The following is a 21,074-nucleotide window of genomic DNA, read 5'->3' as shown; positions in this document are numbered from 1 at the left end:
TCACTCAATATTTTGAATTTGCTCACGCATTTGCTCAATTAAAACCTTCATTTCCACCGCACTCTTGGTCAATTCTACAGAGTCGGATTTGGAGCTTAGCGTATTCGCCTCCCTATTTAATTCTTGCATCAAAAAATCAAGACGTCTTCCTGCGATTTTATCGCAATTTAACGTCCGACTCACTTCATCAAGATGAGTCTCTAGTCTATCTAATTCCTCACTGACATCAATACGAGTCAAGATTAAAGCAATTTCCTGCTCCACACGTGACTCTTGAACTTCAAGTTTCACTGAGTGCAATCGAGTCAACAGTTTATCTTTTACTTGTTCTGTTTGCATTAACACTATAGAGCGTGCTCGCTTAACTTCTTCACTTAATTCACTTAATCGTCCTTCTACATGTGCTTTTAATGCGCTCCCTTCTGTTATACGCATTTGTTTTAGTTGGTCAATTGCATCCTTAAATAAAGAAAGTGCGTGCCCTCCTAAAACATCTGCATCGGGCACACTGGCTTGCACCACACCAGGCCAGGATAAGACGCGACTAATACCTAAATCATTCGGCAAATGATGGGATGCAGAAAGCTTTTCACTTAAATTTACTAATGCATTAACCATGCCTACATTTATAAGCATAGACTGATTATTAGAACTTGTATCTTGATATTTCAGCTGACACTCCAATTTGCCACGATTGATTACATCTCGCAACACATGACGCAACTGAGGTTCTATAAATCGGAATGATTCAGGTAAACGAAATGAAACATCCAGATATCGATGATTAACTGACTTGATTTCCCAACAAAAATGACCTTCTTCGATTTGCTTTTGCACTCGTGAGAAAGCCGTCATACTTTGAAGCATATAGAGTACCAATGAATAAACCTTGCGCGAATATACCCCAATTTAAAGCAATTGGACAGAGAAACACCGCATGATATTTACCAAGGCTTAGCAATTACCATGATCAATAATAAAGCAATTTGGTAGTTAATTAAAGACCTGGACATGAAATTCCTTCGACGCTTTACATATAATTTATCCCGAATTAATAATTTTTAACCCGGGATTAAAGAATTATTTACTTAGCGATGAACCTGTAATTGATTTCGATTGCTGATTTTGGGACAACAACTCACTCATTTTCTCATTCATCCAACTCATCAGTGTTACTGCAGACATTACGCGTAGACCTCGTGGCAGCCCACCATTAAAAAAACCATAAATGCCATATTCTGCATGAATTTTTTGAGTCGTTTTGAAAAAACCTGAAGGATTTTTAGCCGTTGATGATTGCTGGACTGTCTTTATCACATCAAACTTTTGTGAGGCGAATGTTGCACCTACTCCTGCCAATACACCCGCAAGCGAAGAAGCAACAAAATCATTTGGACAATGCTCCTTTATTCTGTCTTTCAATGCAGGAGTCACAGCCAAAAAAAATGTAGAAAACATACCCTCTCTCAGCATCGTTGCCATCATCCCTGTATAAAGACGAGACCATCCACCCTGCTTCACCAGCTGAGCGCCGGCCGAACAAAAACTCGTTTTTTGATGGGTCATAATCATTTCGGTTGGACAACTAATTACAGCAGAACCCACTCCTGCAGCAAATGCACTGATCAATTTTTGAGTATCAGACAATTCATATTTATTCTCAAAAAACCATTTTTGGAAAAAACGGTTCAAACCTACTTGTACTGCAGTTATTGGGACCATGCTGGCAGCATTTGGCAATATACCTCGATACAATACTTGTGGATTTAGAGTAAAAGGCTCTCTCTTCTGCATTCGAGTTTTTATCGACCACAAAGGGTGATCAACAAATACTTCAAAAGCCCCAGTAACACTTCCCGAGAAAATGCTTTGAACTACACTTAGATTGTTTTTCTTTTCTTTAGAGCGCGCCTCTTCTTTATGCGCCTCAAATTTAGTTTGAGCCATAATATTCTCCAATAGCTTATGTCAAATTGAATTTATTACCCGCTCGCTTCCTCCCTAGAGAGGCGCGGATAACGAAAAAAGACCGCCCTAGGGAAAAAGGGGTAAGAAAAGAATCACTAATAAAGAAGAAAGATTTTGAGTATCAACTAAATCGCAGGCAAACAGCGAGCTTGCAGATAAATCTGCAGATAAGGCAACACTGTGTTTATGACTGCGGTTGTACATAATGGCGCTTTTTTTACAAAAGAAAATTCAAATTAACACAACGAATTAATATTAATCAATATGATTATAAAGATATTTTTGTAACTTAATTAGCGCTTGTGTAAATTATTTTGTCGATACCTCATCTATGTTCAACCGGATCCATATTTGTTTTATTACATACTTTAGGATGCAACTCAGGGAGTTAAGCGTTATAATTCCTAATTTTCACGAGGATTATCCTATGCGCCCAAGTAACCGAGAAGCCAATCAACTACGTTCTGTTAAAATAACCAGAAACTATACAAAGCATGCTGAAGGATCTGTTCTGGTTGAATTTGGACAAACTAAAGTATTGTGTAACGCATCGGTAACCGAAGGAGTTCCCCGTTTTATTAAAGGTAAAAACCAAGGTTGGGTTACTGCTGAATACGGTATGCTTCCACGTGCAACACACAGCCGTACTGAACGCGAAGCAAGCAAGGGAAAACAAGGCGGCAGAACGATGGAAATTCAACGTCTAATCGGCCGTTCCCTAAGAGCCTGTGTTGATCTAAAATTCTTGGGTGAAAATACAATAACTCTAGATTGTGATGTAATCCAGGCTGATGGAGGGACAAGAACAGCAGCCATTACAGGGTCTTGTGTCGCCATGAGAGATGCAATAACCTGGATGGTCGAGCGAGAAAAAATTCGTAGAATGCCCGCATTTAATTATATCGCTGCTGTTTCTGTGGGACTCTATCGAGGTCAATCCGTGCTTGATTTAGATTATGCAGAAGACGTACTTGCTGAAACAGACATGAATGTAGTAATGACCGAAGACGGACATTTCATAGAAATTCAAGGAACTGCCGAAGACAGACATTTTAATCGCGATGAATTAAACAACATGCTGGCACTAGCTGAAATTGGTATTCCTCAATTAATTGAATTACAGAAAAACGCCTAAAAGCTTTTTAGAATTCTCACGACCTCACTGCCATTAAGTTAAGAATTTTTGTCATTCCCGCGAAAGCGGGAATCTATTTCTTCATGAAACGTTAAGCCTCTCTAAAAAATGGCTCTCCGTCTTCGCGAAGATGATGGCAAAGAGTGTAGTTAAAACGTTTAATTTAATGGAAGTACCTCCTGGATGGCCTTCGTGAGACCAATACTTTAAAACAACGATTTATCAATAGCCACTTCATGTGCTGTATGGGATGAGATAATATTTTTTTTAACCAGTTCAGTTAAATGCTGATCCAAAGTTTGCATTCCCTTGGCTTGACCCGTTTGAATGGAGGAATACATTTGTGCCACTTTATCTTCGCGAATCAAGTTTCGTATCGCGCCGGTACAAATCATAATTTCCAAAGCTGCAACTCGTCCCCCACCATTTTTTTTCAGTAAAGTTTGTGCTACTACAGCTTGCAAAGATTCAGACAACATGGAACGAACCATCGATTTTTCCTCAGCAGGAAACACATCAATAATCCTATTGATAGTCTTGGTTGCCGAATTGGTATGTAACGTACCAAATACTAAATGTCCAGTTTCCGCAGCAGTCATTGCCAAACGTATTGTTTCCAAATCCCGCAACTCCCCTACCAGAATTACATCCGGATCCTCACGTAATGCGGAACGCAAAGCGGCATTAAAACTCAGCGTATCACGATGAACTTCACGCTGATTCAACAAACATTTCTTACTTTGATGTACAAACTCTATAGGATCTTCAACCGTTAAAATGTGATCATAACGGTTTGCATTGATGTAATCGATCATGGCAGCCAAAGTCGTACTTTTCCCTGAACCTGTTGGACCAGTAATTAGCACTAACCCTTTGGGATAACTGGCCATTTCTTCAAAAATGGCTGGTAATCCTAAATCATTCATGCTTAAAATATCCGCTGGAATAGTACGAAAAACTGCTGCTGCACCACGTAATTGATTAAAAACATTCACCCTAAAACGAGCCAGATTTGTTATTTCAAAAGAAAAATCGACTTCTAAAAATTCTTCAAATTCTTTTCTTTGCCTGTCATTCATTACATCGTAGATAATTTTCATTACCTCTTTATGCTGCATGGCGGGTAAATTTATTTTACGTAAATCCCCATCAACGCGAATCATTGGGGGCAAACCCGCGGAAAGATGTAAGTCTGATGATTTATTTTTTACAGAAAACGCCAGTAGTTCTGCTATGTCCATTGCTTAATTCATCCTGATTGAATCAATAATAGATTGAACCTTGATGCCCAATCTCAAATCTGATGTTATTAGATTAGCTCACGAAGTGGTACTCGGCAAACATTGTTTCTTTTGCTATTGTTGAGATTTTCCAAGGTATATCTAGAGATCATGAATTTTTGTCAAAATCTAAATCAAATTAAACAATTAATCACACAAACTGAACTTGAATGTGATAGAAAACCCGGGAGTGTTCTATTGCTCGCTGTCAGTAAACAACAAAGCACCGAGGCAATTAGTGAATTATTTCATCTTGGAATCACTCACTTTGGTGAAAGCTATTACCAAGAAGCACAACAAAAAATAAATGCCTTAAAAAGCATGCCCATATGTTGGCATTTTATCGGCCCCATTCAAAGTAACAAAACCAAAGGGATTGCTACTTCGTTTAGCTGGGTTCACAGTATTAGCCGCTTTAAAATTGCTCAATATCTCAATGAATACCGCCCAATCGATTTAGGTCCACTCAACGTTTGTTTACAAATTAGCCTGGTAGAGGAAAAAACCAAATCAGGAATACCGCCCGAACATGCTGCTGAGTTAGCCTTGGCAGTCAACAAACTTCCCCATCTCAAACTAAGAGGGTTAATGACTATTCCTCCCCCACAACATGATATGCGAACTCAATATGAATTATTTATGCAGCTTAATCAATTGATGCATTCGCTCAATCAGGAACTTGGCCTAAACATGGATACCTTATCTATGGGAATGAGCGATGACTTAGTCCCCGCAATTAAAGCGGGAGCTACTATTGTGCGTGTTGGACGAGCATTATTTGGTGAGCGACAAAAATAAAGCGACGCGATATAATCCTGAAAAATCAGTTGAACGAATGCATTATAGGGGAAAATATATGTCCGGGATTATCGCAGTACTGATCTTTATTGTTTCTTTATTTTTTTCACTAGTCATTTTCAGTTTATGGCTTCGCATCGCCCTACGCTATTTACGTGTTAGTGCACTTCATCCAGTAAACCAGCTTCTTTATAAAGTGACTAACCCCATAGTCAATCCCATTCAACTGCTATCAAAACAACCCTATAAACCGGGACAAAAATATGACATCCCCGCTTTAATTACTTTAGTTCTTGTAGAGCTATTAAAAATTATCTGCATCAGCCTTCTTGCCTTGCATGGAATAATTCCTATCGTCTTCATATTCATTTACATCATTGCAGACCTAATCATTCAACCTTGTGATATTCTATTTTATGCCATCCTCGTACGCGTTATAATGAGTTTTGTTAATCCAAATTGGCAAGGCCCCATCGCTGATCTTTTACGCTTGCTAACAGAGCCCTTGTTAAAGCTTGGTAGAAAGATAGTTCCAGATATTTCAGGTTTTGACTTTTCACCATTTATCATCCTGGTTTTATTAAAAATTATTACTTTATTTATTAGCGCAAACTTACCCTGGAGATTATTATAAAAGCGACTATACTTTATTTTAAGCAGAGGATTATCAGGATTAAATTATGAAAATGACGCTCCTCAGTAGTACTGGCTTAGGATTGCTCCTTTTACCTTTTAGTCTCTTTGCTGATACCCAATCTTATTATTGTCCGCAAAATCATGGATATATTAATGTAGGTATGACTCCTGATGAAGTGATTGCGGCTTGTGGTCAACCAATAAGCCAACAGGAATCAAATCAACCTGTTATGCAAAAAATTCCCGTACAACAACTCATTTATAATAATATGGGAACGAGTACTGCTTTTTATGGAGTATGGAATATACCTACAGGTAGTGGTGGAGTGCAGCTTGAAATAGATATTGTGAATCAAAAAGTACGATCCATTAAAATGAATGGTTCTTCTAGCAATGCGATTTCCGTTTGCCAGGGAGCAAATATTCAAGCAGGTGACCCAGTACAAAAAGTATATTACGCTTGCGGTAGCCCTTCTATGGTAAATAATTCTTTTATCAATGAAATCGTACCTACAGCAACAAAACCTATAGTATGGATCTATCAGCCTGGAGAGTATCAACCGACTGTGTCTATGACTTTTGTTAACGGTAAACTACAATCCATTCAATAGTACGACTAGTAATTCAATGCTCCAAGTTTACTTCGGTTGGTTTTCTATTTTTTGGCAAATCACAGTACAACACTATGGTAAGTTACAAAAATAAGATAAACTCCCGAAATTTTAGCGCAAAGACACATTATTATTGATACGCTCTTTGTTTTTTTGAAATATTTATTGAGGTAAGGCTCGAAATGACAGCAAGTATAGATGAAATTACTATTGCATATGGCGAAAATGGAACAGAAACCGTTAAAGAGTTGGATAAGAAAGTATTAACTCGTGGAGCATGGACTACAATTATGTTCAAGTATCAAGATTGGGATAATGCCCAAAATGACTATGGCCCAGTTAAATTTTCAATTCGACGTTATCAAAAACGTAACAATCAATACTGGCAAAAATCTAAATTTAATATTTCCAGCACAGAACAAGCACAAAAAATTATTGATATTCTTGGTGATTGGCTGAAATAATTCACATCTTTGATTTTCCGATTTGAGTTTTAAAAATTTAGAACATTTAGATAATAGATTCCTCTACCCTCCAGATTGTGATTCGTTTGCTGCATTAAAGATGCATTTCTTATGTAACATCATGTAAATATAATATTTTCTCTTAATAAAAAATCGACCTACTGGAGGGTTTATTTAATGAGAATACTCATGTGCCCATAAAATAACCCCAAAGAATTTATTTTGATCTAATTAGTCATATTTCTTAAGGTTCAGTTAATTTTTGGCCTGTATACTAGGACTTTATATTCAACAATTAATATAAGATATAGCTATGCAGACTAAAAGAGAAACATCAAATACAAAATCTGGGCAAACAACCATAGTTCCATCTATATGGAGCACATTGTCACCTATGGATTTAATCAAGCAAAGAATGCAAGATTCAAGTGGAAAAGGCCCCGTGGTTCCACCAATGTGGAATTTTCCTGACCTCACCAAAATGCCCTGGTTTATATCACCAACAGAAATAATAAGGCAGAGTGTAGCTTCAAACTCTGGTCAAGCACCTATGACTCCACGATGGTTTTCAAACCTATATACCAATAGCACTGCGTGGTTTTCAACACCAATGGATATAGTAAAGCATAATCTGCACGCCAAAGCGGTTAAAACACCTACGCCTGTAACAACACCAGTTGTTTCAACACCAGTTGCTTCAGCTCCTATTGTGCCCCCCCCAGGGAAAAAAGGCGGTAATCTTCCAAAATGGATGCCTGAAATGGATCAGGTGTACCAAAAAGCTTGGGATGGACTTAATTTTTCAACCGTTGCATTATTCACCAGTTTGAGTATCGTAATGGTTCAAAGTCCTATAAAAACGATGCTAGTTAACTTGACCAAGAACGGTACGATGATTCCTCCTTACAAAGGCGGAGTTATGGGATTCTTCAATGCGATGTATGCTGGGACTTCAGCTTCTATTTCAGGCTCAGTAATTCGAACTGGCTATGTTACTGGTGCTAAAGGTGGCAGTAAGCCTATAGAAGAAGGAATTCTGAGAGATGAAGCAGCTAAAGAAGAGGCAAAAAAATATTCATTAGCAAGTTTTCATTATGTTATGGCTATGGCATTAGGCGATATTTTGGTAACCCAAATACCCGAATCTTTATCTACACTGAGAAAGGCTAATATTCTTCCTGAAAATTTTGTGTGGAAAACTCCTAATAATGCATGGAATTTGATGACTGGGGGCTTTATACCAAGATATGCAGCAGGAATGATTAATTTTGGAGCTTTATGCATTCTTGAAGATATGATAGCAAAAAATCTGCCATTTAAAGGGGATAAGGCACATTTTATAGGCGGGGGAGTTGCGGGAGCGCTGGCGGGGGGAATTGCATATGCACCTACAGTATTTAAAGATTACTTACTCGTGCAATCTACAGTTACGCCTGATGGACGCCTGCATAATGCGAACACATTTAAAATAACCAAAGAATTATTTTATTGCTTCCTCGGCGATCCAAAAGCGTCAATGAAATCCTTTGGGCAGATGGCTCTGAAACAAGTTCCTATGCGCATGGGGTTAACTGGAGTCATATTTGCTCTTGTTGCAGGCGTTGGTGAAACTATGGGTGCTGAACCACTGAAAAAAGTTGTTCCAGAAAAATATCAACCTTCACCTGGAAAATCCAGACATAGTATGTTTGCAACCAAGGAAACAACTCCTCGAATTGAAGAAGTGGTTGAAGAGCAAACCAATGAAAAAGAACAAAGTAAAAGTTCCAAATTAAATTAGTGATTAAGGAAGATTGTATAGCAAACCATTTAATTTTCAAAAAATGGTTTGCTATACACAAATATAGTGTATGATAAATACTGTAATGCCCAATTTTGGGGCACATTGCAGTATTTAACGTTATTAAAAGGATTAAAAATGATGTCACGACTTTTTTCCGGACCTGTTAAAGCAGTTGTTGAAACCACAGGCTACTCCATTGCGGCCTCAGTAGTAGGCTCCACAATTCATGCACTCACAACTATTAATGACAAAACCAAAGACGCTAAACCAGAATCTGAAGAACAAGACAATATGCCAAGTGACATAAAAATGAGTTTTTAATTCAAAATCATCATTTAATTTCAATAAACAACCTAATGATGGTGTTGTCAGAATTGTCAACACCAATCCAAACAATTTTATAAGAAATGGAATCTCTATATGCATTCCAAACCAGGATGCAAGCGTTCAAAGTACTTCTGAACCATTTGCTCTGAAACCAAATCCAAACGTGCCGGATGCCATTGAGGATTCTTATCTTTATCAATTAATAAAGCTCGAACTCCTTCATAAAAATCATGCCCATGCATAAAATGACTAACTATGTCATAGTCCATTTGCAAACATTGTGCCAAAGATAAACCTTTGGCTTTTTGTAATTGCGCTAACGTGACTTTAAGACTCAAAGGAGATTTCTGTGCCAAGGTATTATCAACGGCTTCCGCCCATACTGTATTAGCACTTTGTAACGATTCGCGGATCATTTCGACTGTTGGATGAGCAAAACAGACATCAATCAGGGGTTTAATTTGGCTTACCTCATCAGTAGACGATATACTGTTAAAGGCTTGGACACATCGATTGACACGTTGAATAGCATCTGTAGATAAATCTTCATTCATTAATGCATCATACAATGCAGGCATTTGTTCCGAAGAGACTATTTTTTTAACCAACCCAGCTTTCATTGCATCATGTGAACTCAAGCGATTACCTGTTAACCCCAAATAAACACCCAAAGATCCTGGGCATCGTGTTAACAAATAACTGGCACCAATATCAGGAAAGAAACCAATACCGGTCTCAGGCATAGCGAATACGAAACGCTCACTGGCTATAGGGTGACTCCCGTGCATGGAAATTCCTACCCCCCCTCCCATCACAATGCCATCAATTAAAGCAATATAAGGTTTACCAAAATGATGAATAAAATGATTTAACCGATATTCGTGCCAAAAAAATTGCATTTGTTCCGCATCATTGACTTGCCCGGAAAAATAAAGCGAACGTATATCACCCCCGGCACAAAATGCATTCCCAGGAACTGCTCGCACAACCACTGCATGAATAGCAGCATCTTCTTTCCAAAGACTCAACTGTCTTTGGATGCTAAGAATCATATTTAAAGTCAACGCATTCAATGCGCTGGGTCTATTTAATGTGATGACTCCTAATGAACCTTCTTGATTAAAAAGTACTTCATCGGTCATGATTATCTTCCTTCGAACTGAGCAACTCGTTTCTCTAGAAATGCAGCAACGCCCTCTCTCTTGTCTTCAGAAGCACATACTTTGGCAAAATGGATTGCTTCCAGATGTAATGCATCAGTTAAAGATAAATCATAACCATGATCAATAACTTCCATAATACTCGTTACAGCAAGAGGCGCCATACTCAATATTCCATGCAATAATGCTTTACCACGCTCTAACAATGCTTCTGGTTCAACAACATCACTAACCAATCCCCAATCTAATGCAGTATCTGCATTGATAAATCGACCAGTCAAACATAAATCCAGAGCTCGCCCTTTACCAATCAAACGAGCTAATCGTTGTGTGCCGCCATAACCAGGAATAACCCCTAGTTTTACTTCAGGCTGACCAAACTGAGCTTTTGTTGAAGCAATTCTTAATGTTGCAGAAATAGCCAATTCACAACCACCACCAAATGAAAATCCGTTCACGGCTGCCAATGAAGGTTTACCCAAAGTTTCCAAAAGTCGAAACACTTCTTGTCCACGACAAGCAAACTCGTATCCTGTTTGTGCAGTACATTCAGCCAAGCGATTTATATCTGCTCCGGCACAAAAGGCCTTACCATTTCCCGTAATCATCACTGCATTAACTTTTGGATTTGTTTTTGCATAATGAAATAATTCTTCTAAAGCATCTAATACCTCGGAACTTAAAGCATTTAACTTCTCTGGTCTGTTTAAAGTTAAAGTTAAAATTCCATGATCATCCAAATCTTGTTCAATTAAATTCATTCATTTACTCCCTTTCTATTGAAGGACATATCAGACTACAAACTACAACCAGGTTAATCAGGACAAAAAGTGCTCCTCATCCAAAGTTGCCTTGGCTACAATTTCCCGCATAATTTCGTTAGTACCTTCAAGAATTTGATGCACTCTTAAATCTCTGAATATTCGCTCAATCTTATAATCACGTAAATAACCATAGCCACCATGAATTTGCATTGCTTTATCGCAAATACGGAAAGCAACATCCGTAGCCAGACGTTTCGCCATAGCACAGTATATCGGGGCTTGAGGATCATTTTTATCCATAGCACTCGCTGCTCGATAAACCATTAGGCGTGCTGCTTCATAATCTGTTAACATATCAGCAAAATAAAAACGCAAGGCTTGCATCTCGGTAAGCGGTTTGCCGAATTGTTTACGCTCATGCATATAGCTTTGAGTTAATCGTAAACAAGCGAGTGCCCCTCCTAAAGAACATGAAGCAATATTAATTCGCCCTCCGTTTAAAGCATTCAAGGCAATTTTAAAGCCCATTCCTTCTTCACCAACACGGTTGGCAACGGGTACATGACAATTTTCAAAATATACCATGCTGGTAGGTTGACTATGCCAACCCATTTTTTTCTCTAATTTGCCAAAACTCAATCCCGGAGTGTTTTTTTCGATCAACAAACAACTTATTCCATGATGTGATTCATCACCAGTACGAACCATGCATAAATAAACATCACTTACTGAACCTCCTGAAATAAAAGCCTTAGAGCCATTAAGAATGTAATAATCCCCATCTTTTATAGCTCGAGTTTTTAAGGAGGCCGCATCAGAACCCGACTCAGGTTCAGTCAAGCAATAACTGCCGATCACGTCCATAGAGGTTAATTTAGGTCCCCATTTCATTCGTAACTCAGAATCAGCATACCGATCAACTAACGATGTAACCATGTTATGGATAGAAAGATAAGCACTAGTACTGATACAACCAGTTGCTAATTGCTCAAACAATAATGCAGAGTCCAAACGCGTTAATTGCGATCCACCAATATCCTCACGCGCCATCATCCCAGCCATTCCTAATGCAGCGGCTTCACGTAAAACTTCAATGGGGAAATAATCATGCTCATCCCAACTATCGGCCATAGGCGCTAATTTATCGCGTGCAAAATCAGCCGCCATCTCACGAAATGCTAAATGCTCCGCTGTGAATTCAAAATCCATAAACTGTCCTTAGAAAATTTATTCAATTATATTATTATTGCGAATTTTTATCATCCGTGAAAGTATATGCTCCGAAAATTACCCAAAACATTTTATGAACGGGATACTATTATTGTTGCCAAAGAACTTTTAGGCAAATACATTATTCATAATCAATCCGGATTGGAATACATAGGAAAAATCGTCGAAGTTGAAGCGTACCTGGGACAACATGATCTAGCGTCTCATTCATCTAAAGGCCTTACTCAAAGAACAAAAGTCATGTTTGGGCCTGCTGGTTACGCTTACATCTACTTAATTTACGGGATGTATTACTGTACTAATGTCGTTACTGAAACTGAAGGTACCGGTTCGGCAATATTGCTGCGCGCTATCGAGCCCATCAAAAACATTCAAGGACGAACACAAGGGCCGGGTTTGCTTTCTAAAGCAATGCATATAGATAAACAACTGAACCAGCAGGATCTAACCAGTGATACCTTTTACATTGCCGAATCAGAGGATCAACAACCAATTAGCATTGTGGAAAAACCAAGAGTTGGAGTTCATTATGCAAAGGATTGGGCAGAAAAATTACTGCGCTTTTATATAAAGGATAATGCTTTTATTTCCAAACCATAATCCTTAAAAAAAGTGTAGCCCCTATGCGGACTGTCGTTCCCGCGAAAGCGGGAACCCATTTCTAACGAGGCCAAGTGGGATTATAAAAATAGATTCCCGCCTTCGCGGGAATGACAAAAATCCTTAACTTAATGGCAAATTCTTAACTTAATGGTATTAATCCTAGGCATTCATCAAGAGGTCTACTGCTTTTGTAACGATAGTGATATGATTGCAAATTTTCTGCGTCCGTGAAAAGAATAAGAATAGTCAATGGAAACTCTTGCAGCATCGGTAACTCGCAATAAAAACTCACTTGCTGTACTCAAAGAATACTTTGGTTTTGACTCATTCAGAACACCACAGGAAGACATTATTAATGATGTTATTTCTGGACATGATGTGCTTGTTTTGATGCCCACCGGCGGTGGTAAGTCTCTATGTTATCAGATACCTGCCCTAATAAGGCCAGGTGTAGGCATTGTTGTTTCTCCATTAATTGCCTTAATGGAAGATCAGGTAACTGCGCTTAGATTACAGGGAGTTCGTGCCGCTTATTATAATTCGGCTTTAACCAGTGAAGAAGCAAAGCAGGTATTAACTCAATTACATCAGGATGAATTGGATTTGCTGTACATTGCTCCTGAGCGCTTGATTAGCACATCGTTCCTAGAGCGATTGAAAGAGTGTCATATAGCACTTTTTGCCATTGATGAGGCCCATTGCATTTCCCAATGGGGACATGATTTTCGTCCCGAATATTCTGCTTTAGGCATTTTAAAAAATGAATTTCCTGATATTCCTATTATTGCTTTAACTGCGACTGCAGATAAACAAACACGCCAAGATATTGTTGACAAATTAAACTATTCACCCAAAAAATACATTGCTTCATTTAACAGACCTAATATCCATTATAAAGTAATTTCTAAGACCAATGCCTCGAAGCAATTAAATCAGTTTTTACAAACAGTAGAACAACAATCAGGTATTATTTATTGTGGGACTCGTACAGGTGTAGAGAATCTGGCGCAAAAACTACAAGAAATGGGATTCAAAGCCCGTGCCTATCATGCAGGCCTTCCCCATAAAGAACGCCGAGAAGTGCAAACTTTATTCAGGTATGATCGCATCGATATTGTTGTTGCTACCATCGCTTTTGGAATGGGAATTGATAAGCCTAATGTTCGTTTCGTTGTGCATCATGATTTACCAAAGAATATTGAAGGTTACTATCAAGAAACAGGACGTGCCGGGCGTGATGGTTTACCAGCTCAAGCACTCTTACTCTATGACGCAGCTGATAGTGCCAGACTACGTTCATGGATCATGAACAACCCGCTCGATGAGCAAAGACGAGTTGAAACCAACAAGCTCAACCATATGCTTGCTTTTGCCGAAGCATCTCATTGCCGTCGTCAAATTTTGTTACGCTACTTTGATGAGATCTGTGATACTGAATGCCGGTATTGTGACGTATGTGATAATCCACCCGTTACTGCCGATGCGACAGAGGATGCGCAAAAATTCTTATCCTGTATTTATCGATTGCGGCAAAATTATGGTTTAACGTATACCATAGATGTATTGCGAGGTAGTTCTTCAGATAAAATAAAACAATATGGCCATGAGCAACTCAGTACCTTCGGCATTGGTAAAGACAAATCAGCCCACTACTGGAAACAACTAGCCTGGCAACTCATCCATAAAGAGTATTGCCTACAAGATATGAATCAGTTTCATGTTCTTAAACTGACGCCCAAGGCCATTCCTTTGCTTAAAGGGGAAGAAAAAATATCACTGACTCTACCCAATAATGATCTTCAGGATAGTAAAAAGAAAGGCAAAGAACGACGCTCAATTCAAGCCACAAATAGCCCCTTATTCGAATTACTTCGAGCATTAAGACGTCGGTTAGCAGATGAAGAGAACAAACCACCTTTTATGATCTTCAGTGATGCAACCTTGCATGCAATGACCGAAATAAGACCTCAAAACCTGGAACAGTTAATTGCAGTACCCGGTGTGGGACAACATAAATTGACTCATTATGGAAGTCAGTTTCTTACCGTGTTGAATGAATACAGTGAATGAATATTCCACGGCTTTCCGGCCCCGTCTATGGTAATATCAACTCCCCTTGAGCGTTAAAGCGATATCGATTTTGATCCCAACCTTCGCCATAAAGTCTTAATACCGAGCCGTAATAATCATTATTGGTAAATTCCACTGCATCAATACGTTGTCTTTGTATTATGAGTTCCGATTGATTGTTTGCCAATAGAGGCAATAACGCAGCGGCAAAGCCAATGGGACCTTTACCTTGTGTTTTACCGTTGACAATATCAATTTTTTCTGGGACCCACCCCAATTGTTGCGTCAGATAAATAATGGGCAGAAAGTGTTTCACTAATTCTGCTGCTTGGGGCGCATCAGGGGCTAACATCCCTATCCAAAGATACACGCGAATTGCATCATAACTGCCTAAGTTAGGGCGCTGTGAATCAGGCTGCCAACCCATATTTTTTTTCCACATCACCCAATCTGGAGCAAAACCCTTTGGAGAAGTTTCTAACAGCAAACGCCTGCTATTGCGCTCTAGTATATTCCATTTGCGGTTCAGTGCGGCAAATCGAGCAAACAACTGCGGGGGCAAATAACTGGGGTTAAAGCGCCAGGTATTTTTAAAATTAAACCCGAATTTACCAGGAAGTAACATAAGTCCAAGTTTCGGAATTTGAATGATTTCTTCTTTGAGAATACGCTGAAGAAGCATTTTGCCCAGAGAATCATAGCGTTTGTTTTTCCACAAGCGCCCTGCTTCAAGTAAATCATACGCAATCCATAGATCAGCATCCGCTGCAGAATTACTATCTAAAACAGCCCATTCTTTTTTGGCATTTTGTCCCCATGCCCATGCAGGTAAGCGTTTCCTCAAATCACCTTCAGCAAGATTATTTTCAGTCCAATGTAATAATTTATCAAACATAGGTTGATCATCAGCAACCAAGGCAAAGAATAATCCATAACTTTGCCCCTCTGAAGTTGTCTTTCTTTCCGGAAGCTGTGGATCAATGACTCGTCCGTCCATACTGATGTAATACTGCTTAAATTTCTCCCACATTGGCCATTGTGTACTGGCCACGACCTTACCAGTACTTAATGCAAATAAGATAAAACCAGACAAGAATTTCTTATTTCTTAATTTTAAAATCACGTTTTATCCTGTTGTGAACTATTTAAACGACGCTTACTTATTCGTAATAAACCATTCCAAACCAAAAATGTAACTATGAAAGCTGCCAAAAGAGATATGAGGGCTAAAGAAATTGGATGCTTTTGCAACGAGTACCAAAAGCGCTCCCAAAATGGTAAATTTCCTATTTGATAAGTATTCCCCACCCGTAAGCTGCTAATACCAGAATCACGGATCACCGCTACCGAACCAAAGATCTTGTCTACATTTTTTTTATTGGTTAATGCTCTATTGAGTAGGCTAAAACCTTGTTGGTTTTCCGCTAATAAAGCAATAATGCTGCGTTTTTCATAATAGGGTGATTGAATACCGAGAATAGCTCCTACAGAACCCATTGCACTAACAGTAGTTTTACTCTCAGCCGCGGTGAAAGCAGTCACTCGATGTGTATCCGGCAAAGCATTTCTATTTAACGGTTTTTTAATCCAATCTTGAGTTTTATTGATCAATAGATTGAGATCATTATTATCATCAAGCTCTTTAGGCAGTACACCAATAATCAACAGATCCGCATCTTTATTTTTCACCCGAGACCAGTCATCTGTCAAAGTCATCGCCAAAACAGGATAACCTGTTTCTGCACCAATATTACCTGCAACATTAAGTAAGGTAGTCACCGCTTCAGCTGGTGATCGAGGATCAATGTACACAATTGTTTGCGATAGATCAGCCAGAATACTAAAAGGAAAACCAGCGCTTATAAATGCTTTTAAATTGGGCATCGTAATAAAATGAGAATAATTGGATAAATTTAAAGTTGAAGAACCATCAATAACTCCCAAATTATTTATTACCTGATAGGTAATGCACTGTTCATTTTGCATTCCTCCAGCAATCTGTGTTCCATATGCAAAGTCAAAAGTAAATTGATTATGTACTCCTAATTTTGCTGGAATATATAGATTTTTACTTGTTACAGCTATATTTTCTGTAAGAGTGTGCTCTCCCTTAGGCTCCAACTTATAGCTTTTCACAAAAGAATTATTCAGACTAACATCCAGTTGTGACATACTGGCAACTGGCGGTAATGAATAACGGTATTTTAACCGTAAATCAATACCCCTGCTTTGATTAAAATACAAATCAGGAGGTACATTAAATCTGAGTGAGACTGGATAAGGAGTATATCCTTTTGTTTGTAGTTGCCCCTCAATTTCTACTAATTTCTCAAAAGGCACTGGCTTATCTGTAGGAACCCAATTTGGGGCATCATAGGGTTTTCGGATCTCTAACATTTTTACGTTTTCGATTTTGACACTTGGTCCTCGGAAAAGAACATTACCTTGTGCGATACCGTAAACGGCAGTCAATAAATCCTGATCATCACGTCCCAAAATCAACAATAATTTGATATAGGGGTTATTAGGATGACTGATCATTTCGACTGTAGGCGCCTCTACAGTTTTATAATTTTTCAAGAAATCTGGTCTTTGTGAATTGGTAGCAAATACTACAGCATGACTTACTGGTAATTGATTATTTAAAACAGGAAAGAATGAACCACGCCATAAGGCTTTGCTACCAAACCAAGAAGTTAAAATTGCTGCAGCTCGCTGTTGCATTAAATCAGGTTGACCAGCAAATATTATGGGTAGATTTAATTGATTATTATCAAGAGGATCGAAGAAAGGCTCAGGAAAATGTGAAAGATCATTTTTCAACAGTAACGTCTGAAAATTTAACTCAAGGTAGCTAAGTTTATCAATATCAATCCATATTGAGTTGTGTGCCGGATTTTCACAAATAGCATTGTAATGACCAATGAATTCCAGTCGGAGACGATTGAAATCATTGATAAAACGAGGATCAATGGACACATCTATAGAATTTAATTTACCTAATTGTTCGGCAGTAATTGCGATAACATCAACCAATTGATCATTTACATAAATTTTAAGTTGTGACAGTAAAGGAATCAGTGCTGGTGATGGTGTAAACTGGAGATGCAATACCGCCTGAAATACCAGTTCATCTTTGCGTATACTGAAGTCGATATTTCTGCCTGTAGAGAAGCTACCTAAAGTAAAGTTCCCCTGCTGCTGATTTAAATCATTAAAATACAACTGAACTTTTCGTGTTGGAACATTGGCAGGAGTAGATAATACAGGCTTTGTAGGAGCGGGATTTGCTGAAATATAAGGAGCAGCATATAATCCAACGTTCGCGCCCCCCAAGGCCAGCAATATAATCCAGATTACTCTTCTTATCATTATCTCATCCATTAGTTTTTAAATTTTATTTCAATTCAGATAATCCATGATTACAGATTACTCTTTAATTGAGGCTTATGTGGAAGAAATGTCCCCATCCAAATAATAGCATTGGTAAACCATAAGAGTATTTTTCGAATTCTTTGTGGTGTATATTCTATGATATCGTAATAACCACGCAAGTCCAGAGTAACTACATCTTGCATGCTTTTAAGAGGATTATCCTGGCTAAACCCTTCGTGCCACAATAACCAAATATCCGCTCGCGCGAAAGTACATTGGATAAAGTCAATATTTTGCCTCAGAGATAACTCATACAATCGAATGCCTGCCTTGCGATGAAATGTGTAGGCAATGGTTCCAGGGAAAGCAAATTCATCGTCTTTGTGTTTAAGTAGAAGGCTTACCCCCTCTCCTGCACCCAGCAAATCCTCATGCTCCATTTGTATCCCCACCCCTTTATCAGAATAATCCCTCAAAGTGCATTGAAATACTTGACCATCCGATCGCCTGATCGCTGCAGGCATAACAAAAGTTACACGAGGTGCTTTACGTCTTTGCCTTGCTTCAATGCTTACTCCAAGAGCCCCTCCAAGAATAGCTATATTATATAAAGACCAGGTTGCAGTTATAAGAACAGCTAAAATTGTTGCCGCTGGATCAAATGTCAAACGAAAGCCTACTGCGATTAAGCCAGCAATATTAATGCATAATAATATGATATAAGGTCGTGCGGTCATCCAATCTACATGTGTTTCTGGAGTAACATCTCCTTTAGGTGTGACGTTAAATCGACCCTTATGTGGATTGATTAAAGCCATAGTCGTAGGGACCGCAATATACCAGGCCATCACTGTTTCATAGATTTCATTCCATAGGAAATGACGGAACCGTCCTTGAATTTGGTTATTCGTCACTACTGCATGAACAATATGAGGTATGGCATAAAGTAATATCATCACTCCAGATGCATAAACTACATAAGCATTCAAAATTAAAAATGCCGCAGGGGTGATGAAAAAGATTAAGCGAGGTAGCCCAGAAAGAAAATGCAACATTGAATTAAAATAGCAAAGTCGTTGGCCAAAGGTTAAGCCTTTACCCAACAAGGGATTATCCATACGCAAAATCTGTATCATACCACGGGCCCATCGAATACGTTGACCCACATGGCTCGCAAGGCTCTCAGTTGCCAGGCCTGCTGCTAATGGAATTCGAATGTAAGCAGAATTATAACCGAGACGTTGCAGTCGTAATGAGGTATGAGCATCTTCGGTAACGCTTTCTACCGCCAGACCACCAATTTTTTCCAATGCAGAACGGCGCAAAATACCGCTCGAACCACAAAAGTAAGTTGCATTCCAGGTATCATTTCCATCTTGAACTACACCATAGAATAAGGCACTTTCATTGGGTGTTTTCCGAAAAGATTTCAAATTGCGCTCAAAAGGATCTGGTGAGAAAAAGTGATGTGGAGTTTGTAAGATAGCAAGATTAGGGTCTTTTAAAAACCAACCTACAGTCAATAGCAAAAAAGGATTGGAAATCACATAGTCGCAATCAAAAATTGCCACTAACTCACCATTTGTCTGCTTCAGAGCATAGTTGATATTTCCAGCTTTTGCATGCTCATGGTTAGGACGCGCTATATAATGTACACCGACCTCCTCAGCAAATGCTTTAAATTCGGGACGATTACCATCATCCAGAATATATATATTAAGTTTTTCTTTTGGCCAATCCACACCCAAAGCAGAATATATCCCAGGTTTAAGGATACTTAAATCTTCATTATAAGTTGCGAACAAAATATCTACCGTGGGCCATGTAGAAGGATCAACGGGCAATGGTACAGGCTGACGCTGTAATGGCCAAAGACTTTGAAAATATCCCAATACCATCACTAGCCAAATATATGTTTCAGCAAAGATAAGTAAGCTCCCAAATACAACACTTGCGGTATCATCCCAGACCAACGTATATGCGTATCTCCACCACAAATAACGACATGAAACAATCACAGAAAGAACCACTAGCATAACAGTACTGACACGACCAGGAATTTTACGAATGCTCATAGCCATTACCCAGAGGAGCACTACGAAAATAAATTGTGCTACCGGCGCAAATGGTTGAGTAATACAAATTAATAACAATATGGCTGAAAAAATACTTAATATAATAAACACTGCACGGCGTACAACATTATTTACTTGTCCAAAATGTTTTATAGTTTGCTTCGCTACTTTACTGGCTATAATCTTTGAAGGTAATTGTTCTATCCAGGAATAGTAATAAGCAAGGATTCTTTTCAAAAAAGTATTTGTACCATAAAACGTTCTTCTACTTGATTCAGGAAAGAACAAAATAAACCATAGGCTTTGAATTAAATAACGAAACATGTCTCCGGGACGAGGATATTTCCTTGAGATATGTGGAAAAAAATAGTGATGATTCTTAAGTACCATTTGCCAACTGCGTGATTCCAGTCTTAAAAAAGTCCAGCCTATTAATTGGGATAAAATAATGAATGTTGTAGTAAAAAATGAAGTTTGATGTCGCCGAAAATGATGGTAAGTTTTTTCAACTTTTTTATATGTATTATGAGACAAAAGTAAATACAGGACATTACTCATTTTGTATTTCCAAAATCATAGCTCATGCACCAATTGGCTAATGCTTTGCTATCCAAATAAGAGTGCACCCAAGTCAGGCCCACAGCAATCGAGGTAACACCGATCCCTCCTCAAACATAGCCCTCTTTGAGAAAAAAAGCAATTTTATCTATGATGTTACATTTCAATTCATTGCAGTCTGTGTTCTGCAAAGCGAAACAGTAATTTACCGTTCGATTTCTCGAGTTACGATATGCA

At 38.6% G+C, this 21,074-nt stretch carries 19 protein-coding genes; 9 read left to right on the top strand and 10 right to left on the bottom strand.

The window, feature by feature from the left end; all coding sequences use genetic code 11:
• From DGG96_RS01870 to DGG96_RS20710, 3 genes are all read right to left on the bottom strand, one after another.
• On the bottom strand, positions 1 to 867 hold the full coding sequence (locus DGG96_RS01870; RefSeq protein ID WP_110141317.1) for a YicC/YloC family endoribonuclease: 867 nt from the start codon (positions 865 to 867) through the stop codon (positions 1 to 3).
• Positions 868 to 1,080: 213 nt separating this feature from the next.
• A complete protein-coding gene (locus DGG96_RS01865) occupies positions 1,081 to 1,947 on the bottom strand; it encodes an MC/SLC25 family protein (protein ID WP_110141316.1) in 867 nt (288 codons plus the stop codon).
• Positions 1,948 to 2,034: 87 nt separating this feature from the next.
• The gene (locus DGG96_RS20710) at positions 2,035 to 2,172 is read right to left on the bottom strand and encodes a hypothetical protein (protein ID WP_165831561.1); all 138 of its coding nucleotides are present in this window, start codon (positions 2,170 to 2,172) and stop codon (positions 2,035 to 2,037) included.
• Between the two features lie 223 nt (positions 2,173 to 2,395).
• On the opposite strand from DGG96_RS20710, the gene rph reads away from it, so the two are divergent.
• The gene (gene rph, locus DGG96_RS01860) at positions 2,396 to 3,103 is read left to right on the top strand and encodes a ribonuclease PH (RefSeq protein ID WP_110141315.1); all 708 of its coding nucleotides are present in this window, start codon (positions 2,396 to 2,398) and stop codon (positions 3,101 to 3,103) included.
• Between the two features lie 206 nt (positions 3,104 to 3,309).
• Here the strand turns inward: rph and DGG96_RS01855 are convergent, their stop codons facing one another.
• Positions 3,310 to 4,344 (bottom strand): type IV pilus twitching motility protein PilT, encoded by a 1,035-nt coding sequence (locus tag DGG96_RS01855; RefSeq protein WP_110141314.1) that lies wholly within the window; start codon positions 4,342 to 4,344, stop codon positions 3,310 to 3,312.
• Positions 4,345 to 4,494: 150 nt separating this feature from the next.
• On the opposite strand from DGG96_RS01855, the gene DGG96_RS01850 reads away from it, so the two are divergent.
• The 6 genes from DGG96_RS01850 to DGG96_RS01825 all read left to right on the top strand — a co-directional run bounded on the left by DGG96_RS01850 (position 4,495) and on the right by DGG96_RS01825 (position 8,996).
• A complete protein-coding gene (locus tag DGG96_RS01850; protein ID WP_110141313.1) occupies positions 4,495 to 5,181 on the top strand; it encodes a YggS family pyridoxal phosphate-dependent enzyme in 687 nt (228 codons plus the stop codon).
• A 58-nt stretch (positions 5,182 to 5,239) separates the two neighbouring features.
• Entirely contained in the window at positions 5,240 to 5,815 is a 576-nt protein-coding gene (locus tag DGG96_RS01845; RefSeq protein WP_110141312.1) for a YggT family protein, read from the top strand.
• 46 nt (positions 5,816 to 5,861) lie between these two features.
• Positions 5,862 to 6,428: a DUF2845 domain-containing protein gene (locus DGG96_RS01840; protein ID WP_110141311.1), complete on the top strand. Its 567-nt coding sequence runs from the start codon at positions 5,862 to 5,864 to the stop codon at positions 6,426 to 6,428.
• Between the two features lie 182 nt (positions 6,429 to 6,610).
• Positions 6,611 to 6,892, top strand: coding sequence for a hypothetical protein (locus DGG96_RS01835; protein ID WP_058467753.1), 282 nt, complete (start codon positions 6,611 to 6,613; stop codon positions 6,890 to 6,892).
• Positions 6,893 to 7,205: 313 nt separating this feature from the next.
• Entirely contained in the window at positions 7,206 to 8,672 is a 1,467-nt protein-coding gene (locus DGG96_RS01830) for a hypothetical protein (protein ID WP_110141310.1), read from the top strand.
• 138 nt (positions 8,673 to 8,810) lie between these two features.
• The gene (locus DGG96_RS01825; RefSeq protein ID WP_126955654.1) at positions 8,811 to 8,996 is read left to right on the top strand and encodes a hypothetical protein; all 186 of its coding nucleotides are present in this window, start codon (positions 8,811 to 8,813) and stop codon (positions 8,994 to 8,996) included.
• 95 nt (positions 8,997 to 9,091) lie between these two features.
• Here DGG96_RS01825 and DGG96_RS01820 read toward each other — a convergent pair whose 3' ends face one another.
• The 3 genes from DGG96_RS01820 to DGG96_RS01810 are packed head-to-tail and all read right to left on the bottom strand — an operon-like array spanning position 9,092 to position 12,135.
• Positions 9,092 to 10,144 (bottom strand): enoyl-CoA hydratase/isomerase family protein, encoded by a 1,053-nt coding sequence (locus DGG96_RS01820; RefSeq protein WP_110141308.1) that lies wholly within the window; start codon positions 10,142 to 10,144, stop codon positions 9,092 to 9,094.
• A 2-nt stretch (positions 10,145 to 10,146) separates the two neighbouring features.
• Positions 10,147 to 10,923 carry an enoyl-CoA hydratase/isomerase family protein gene (locus DGG96_RS01815; protein WP_110141307.1) on the bottom strand — a complete coding sequence of 259 codons (777 nt, stop codon included), beginning with the start codon at positions 10,921 to 10,923 and terminating at the stop codon, positions 10,147 to 10,149.
• A gap of 57 nt (positions 10,924 to 10,980) precedes the next feature.
• A complete protein-coding gene (locus DGG96_RS01810) occupies positions 10,981 to 12,135 on the bottom strand; it encodes an acyl-CoA dehydrogenase family protein (protein ID WP_110141306.1) in 1,155 nt (384 codons plus the stop codon).
• 66 nt (positions 12,136 to 12,201) lie between these two features.
• On the opposite strand from DGG96_RS01810, the gene DGG96_RS01805 reads away from it, so the two are divergent.
• Together DGG96_RS01805 and recQ are read left to right on the top strand one after the other, a co-directional pair.
• Entirely contained in the window at positions 12,202 to 12,756 is a 555-nt protein-coding gene (locus tag DGG96_RS01805) for a DNA-3-methyladenine glycosylase (protein WP_110141305.1), read from the top strand.
• A gap of 252 nt (positions 12,757 to 13,008) precedes the next feature.
• Positions 13,009 to 14,829 carry a DNA helicase RecQ gene (recQ, locus tag DGG96_RS01800; protein WP_110141304.1) on the top strand — a complete coding sequence of 607 codons (1,821 nt, stop codon included), beginning with the start codon at positions 13,009 to 13,011 and terminating at the stop codon, positions 14,827 to 14,829.
• Between the two features lie 25 nt (positions 14,830 to 14,854).
• Here recQ and bcsZ read toward each other — a convergent pair whose 3' ends face one another.
• From bcsZ to bcsA, 3 genes are read right to left on the bottom strand one after another with little or no spacing between them, the layout of a single operon-like run.
• Entirely contained in the window at positions 14,855 to 15,952 is a 1,098-nt protein-coding gene (gene bcsZ / locus DGG96_RS01795) for a cellulose synthase complex periplasmic endoglucanase BcsZ (protein ID WP_233590463.1), read from the bottom strand.
• On the bottom strand, positions 15,949 to 18,201 hold the full coding sequence (gene bcsB, locus DGG96_RS01790) for a cellulose biosynthesis cyclic di-GMP-binding regulatory protein BcsB (RefSeq protein WP_110141303.1): 2,253 nt from the start codon (positions 18,199 to 18,201) through the stop codon (positions 15,949 to 15,951). Before bcsB ends, bcsZ begins: the two co-directional genes overlap by 4 nt.
• 50 nt (positions 18,202 to 18,251) lie before the next feature.
• Positions 18,252 to 20,837 (bottom strand): UDP-forming cellulose synthase catalytic subunit, encoded by a 2,586-nt coding sequence (gene bcsA, locus DGG96_RS01785; protein ID WP_110141302.1) that lies wholly within the window; start codon positions 20,835 to 20,837, stop codon positions 18,252 to 18,254.
• Positions 20,838 to 21,074: the final 237 nt, after the last annotated feature.

It is taken from the genome of Legionella qingyii (assembly GCF_003184185.1).
Note: the sequence above shows the minus strand (reverse complement) of the source record. Positions and strands in the feature narration are given on the sequence as shown.

What these genes read in the sequence shown, in the direction of transcription:
- DGG96_RS01865 (WP_110141316.1), bottom strand. Translation starts at nt 1,947, where the DNA reads ATGGCTCAAACTAAATTTGAGGCGCATAAAGAAGAGGCGCGCTCTAAA.
- DGG96_RS01815 (WP_110141307.1), bottom strand. Translation starts at nt 10,923, where the DNA reads ATGAATTTAATTGAACAAGATTTGGATGATCATGGAATTTTAACTTTA.
- DGG96_RS01805 (WP_110141305.1), top strand. Translation starts at nt 12,202, where the DNA reads ATGCTCCGAAAATTACCCAAAACATTTTATGAACGGGATACTATTATT.
- DGG96_RS01810 (WP_110141306.1), bottom strand. Translation starts at nt 12,135, where the DNA reads ATGGATTTTGAATTCACAGCGGAGCATTTAGCATTTCGTGAGATGGCG.
- DGG96_RS01845 (WP_110141312.1), top strand. Translation starts at nt 5,240, where the DNA reads ATGTCCGGGATTATCGCAGTACTGATCTTTATTGTTTCTTTATTTTTT.
- DGG96_RS01820 (WP_110141308.1), bottom strand. Translation starts at nt 10,144, where the DNA reads ATGACCGATGAAGTACTTTTTAATCAAGAAGGTTCATTAGGAGTCATC.
- DGG96_RS01855 (WP_110141314.1), bottom strand. Translation starts at nt 4,344, where the DNA reads ATGGACATAGCAGAACTACTGGCGTTTTCTGTAAAAAATAAATCATCA.
- DGG96_RS01870 (WP_110141317.1), bottom strand. Translation starts at nt 867, where the DNA reads ATGCTTCAAAGTATGACGGCTTTCTCACGAGTGCAAAAGCAAATCGAA.
- DGG96_RS01825 (WP_126955654.1), top strand. Translation starts at nt 8,811, where the DNA reads ATGATGTCACGACTTTTTTCCGGACCTGTTAAAGCAGTTGTTGAAACC.
- DGG96_RS20710 (WP_165831561.1), bottom strand. Translation starts at nt 2,172, where the DNA reads ATGTACAACCGCAGTCATAAACACAGTGTTGCCTTATCTGCAGATTTA.
- recQ (WP_110141304.1), top strand. Translation starts at nt 13,009, where the DNA reads ATGGAAACTCTTGCAGCATCGGTAACTCGCAATAAAAACTCACTTGCT.
- DGG96_RS01835 (WP_058467753.1), top strand. Translation starts at nt 6,611, where the DNA reads ATGACAGCAAGTATAGATGAAATTACTATTGCATATGGCGAAAATGGA.
- DGG96_RS01850 (WP_110141313.1), top strand. Translation starts at nt 4,495, where the DNA reads ATGAATTTTTGTCAAAATCTAAATCAAATTAAACAATTAATCACACAA.
- rph (WP_110141315.1), top strand. Translation starts at nt 2,396, where the DNA reads ATGCGCCCAAGTAACCGAGAAGCCAATCAACTACGTTCTGTTAAAATA.
- bcsB (WP_110141303.1), bottom strand. Translation starts at nt 18,201, where the DNA reads ATGATAAGAAGAGTAATCTGGATTATATTGCTGGCCTTGGGGGGCGCG.
- DGG96_RS01830 (WP_110141310.1), top strand. Translation starts at nt 7,206, where the DNA reads ATGCAGACTAAAAGAGAAACATCAAATACAAAATCTGGGCAAACAACC.
- bcsA (WP_110141302.1), bottom strand. Translation starts at nt 20,837, where the DNA reads ATGAGTAATGTCCTGTATTTACTTTTGTCTCATAATACATATAAAAAA.
- DGG96_RS01840 (WP_110141311.1), top strand. Translation starts at nt 5,862, where the DNA reads ATGAAAATGACGCTCCTCAGTAGTACTGGCTTAGGATTGCTCCTTTTA.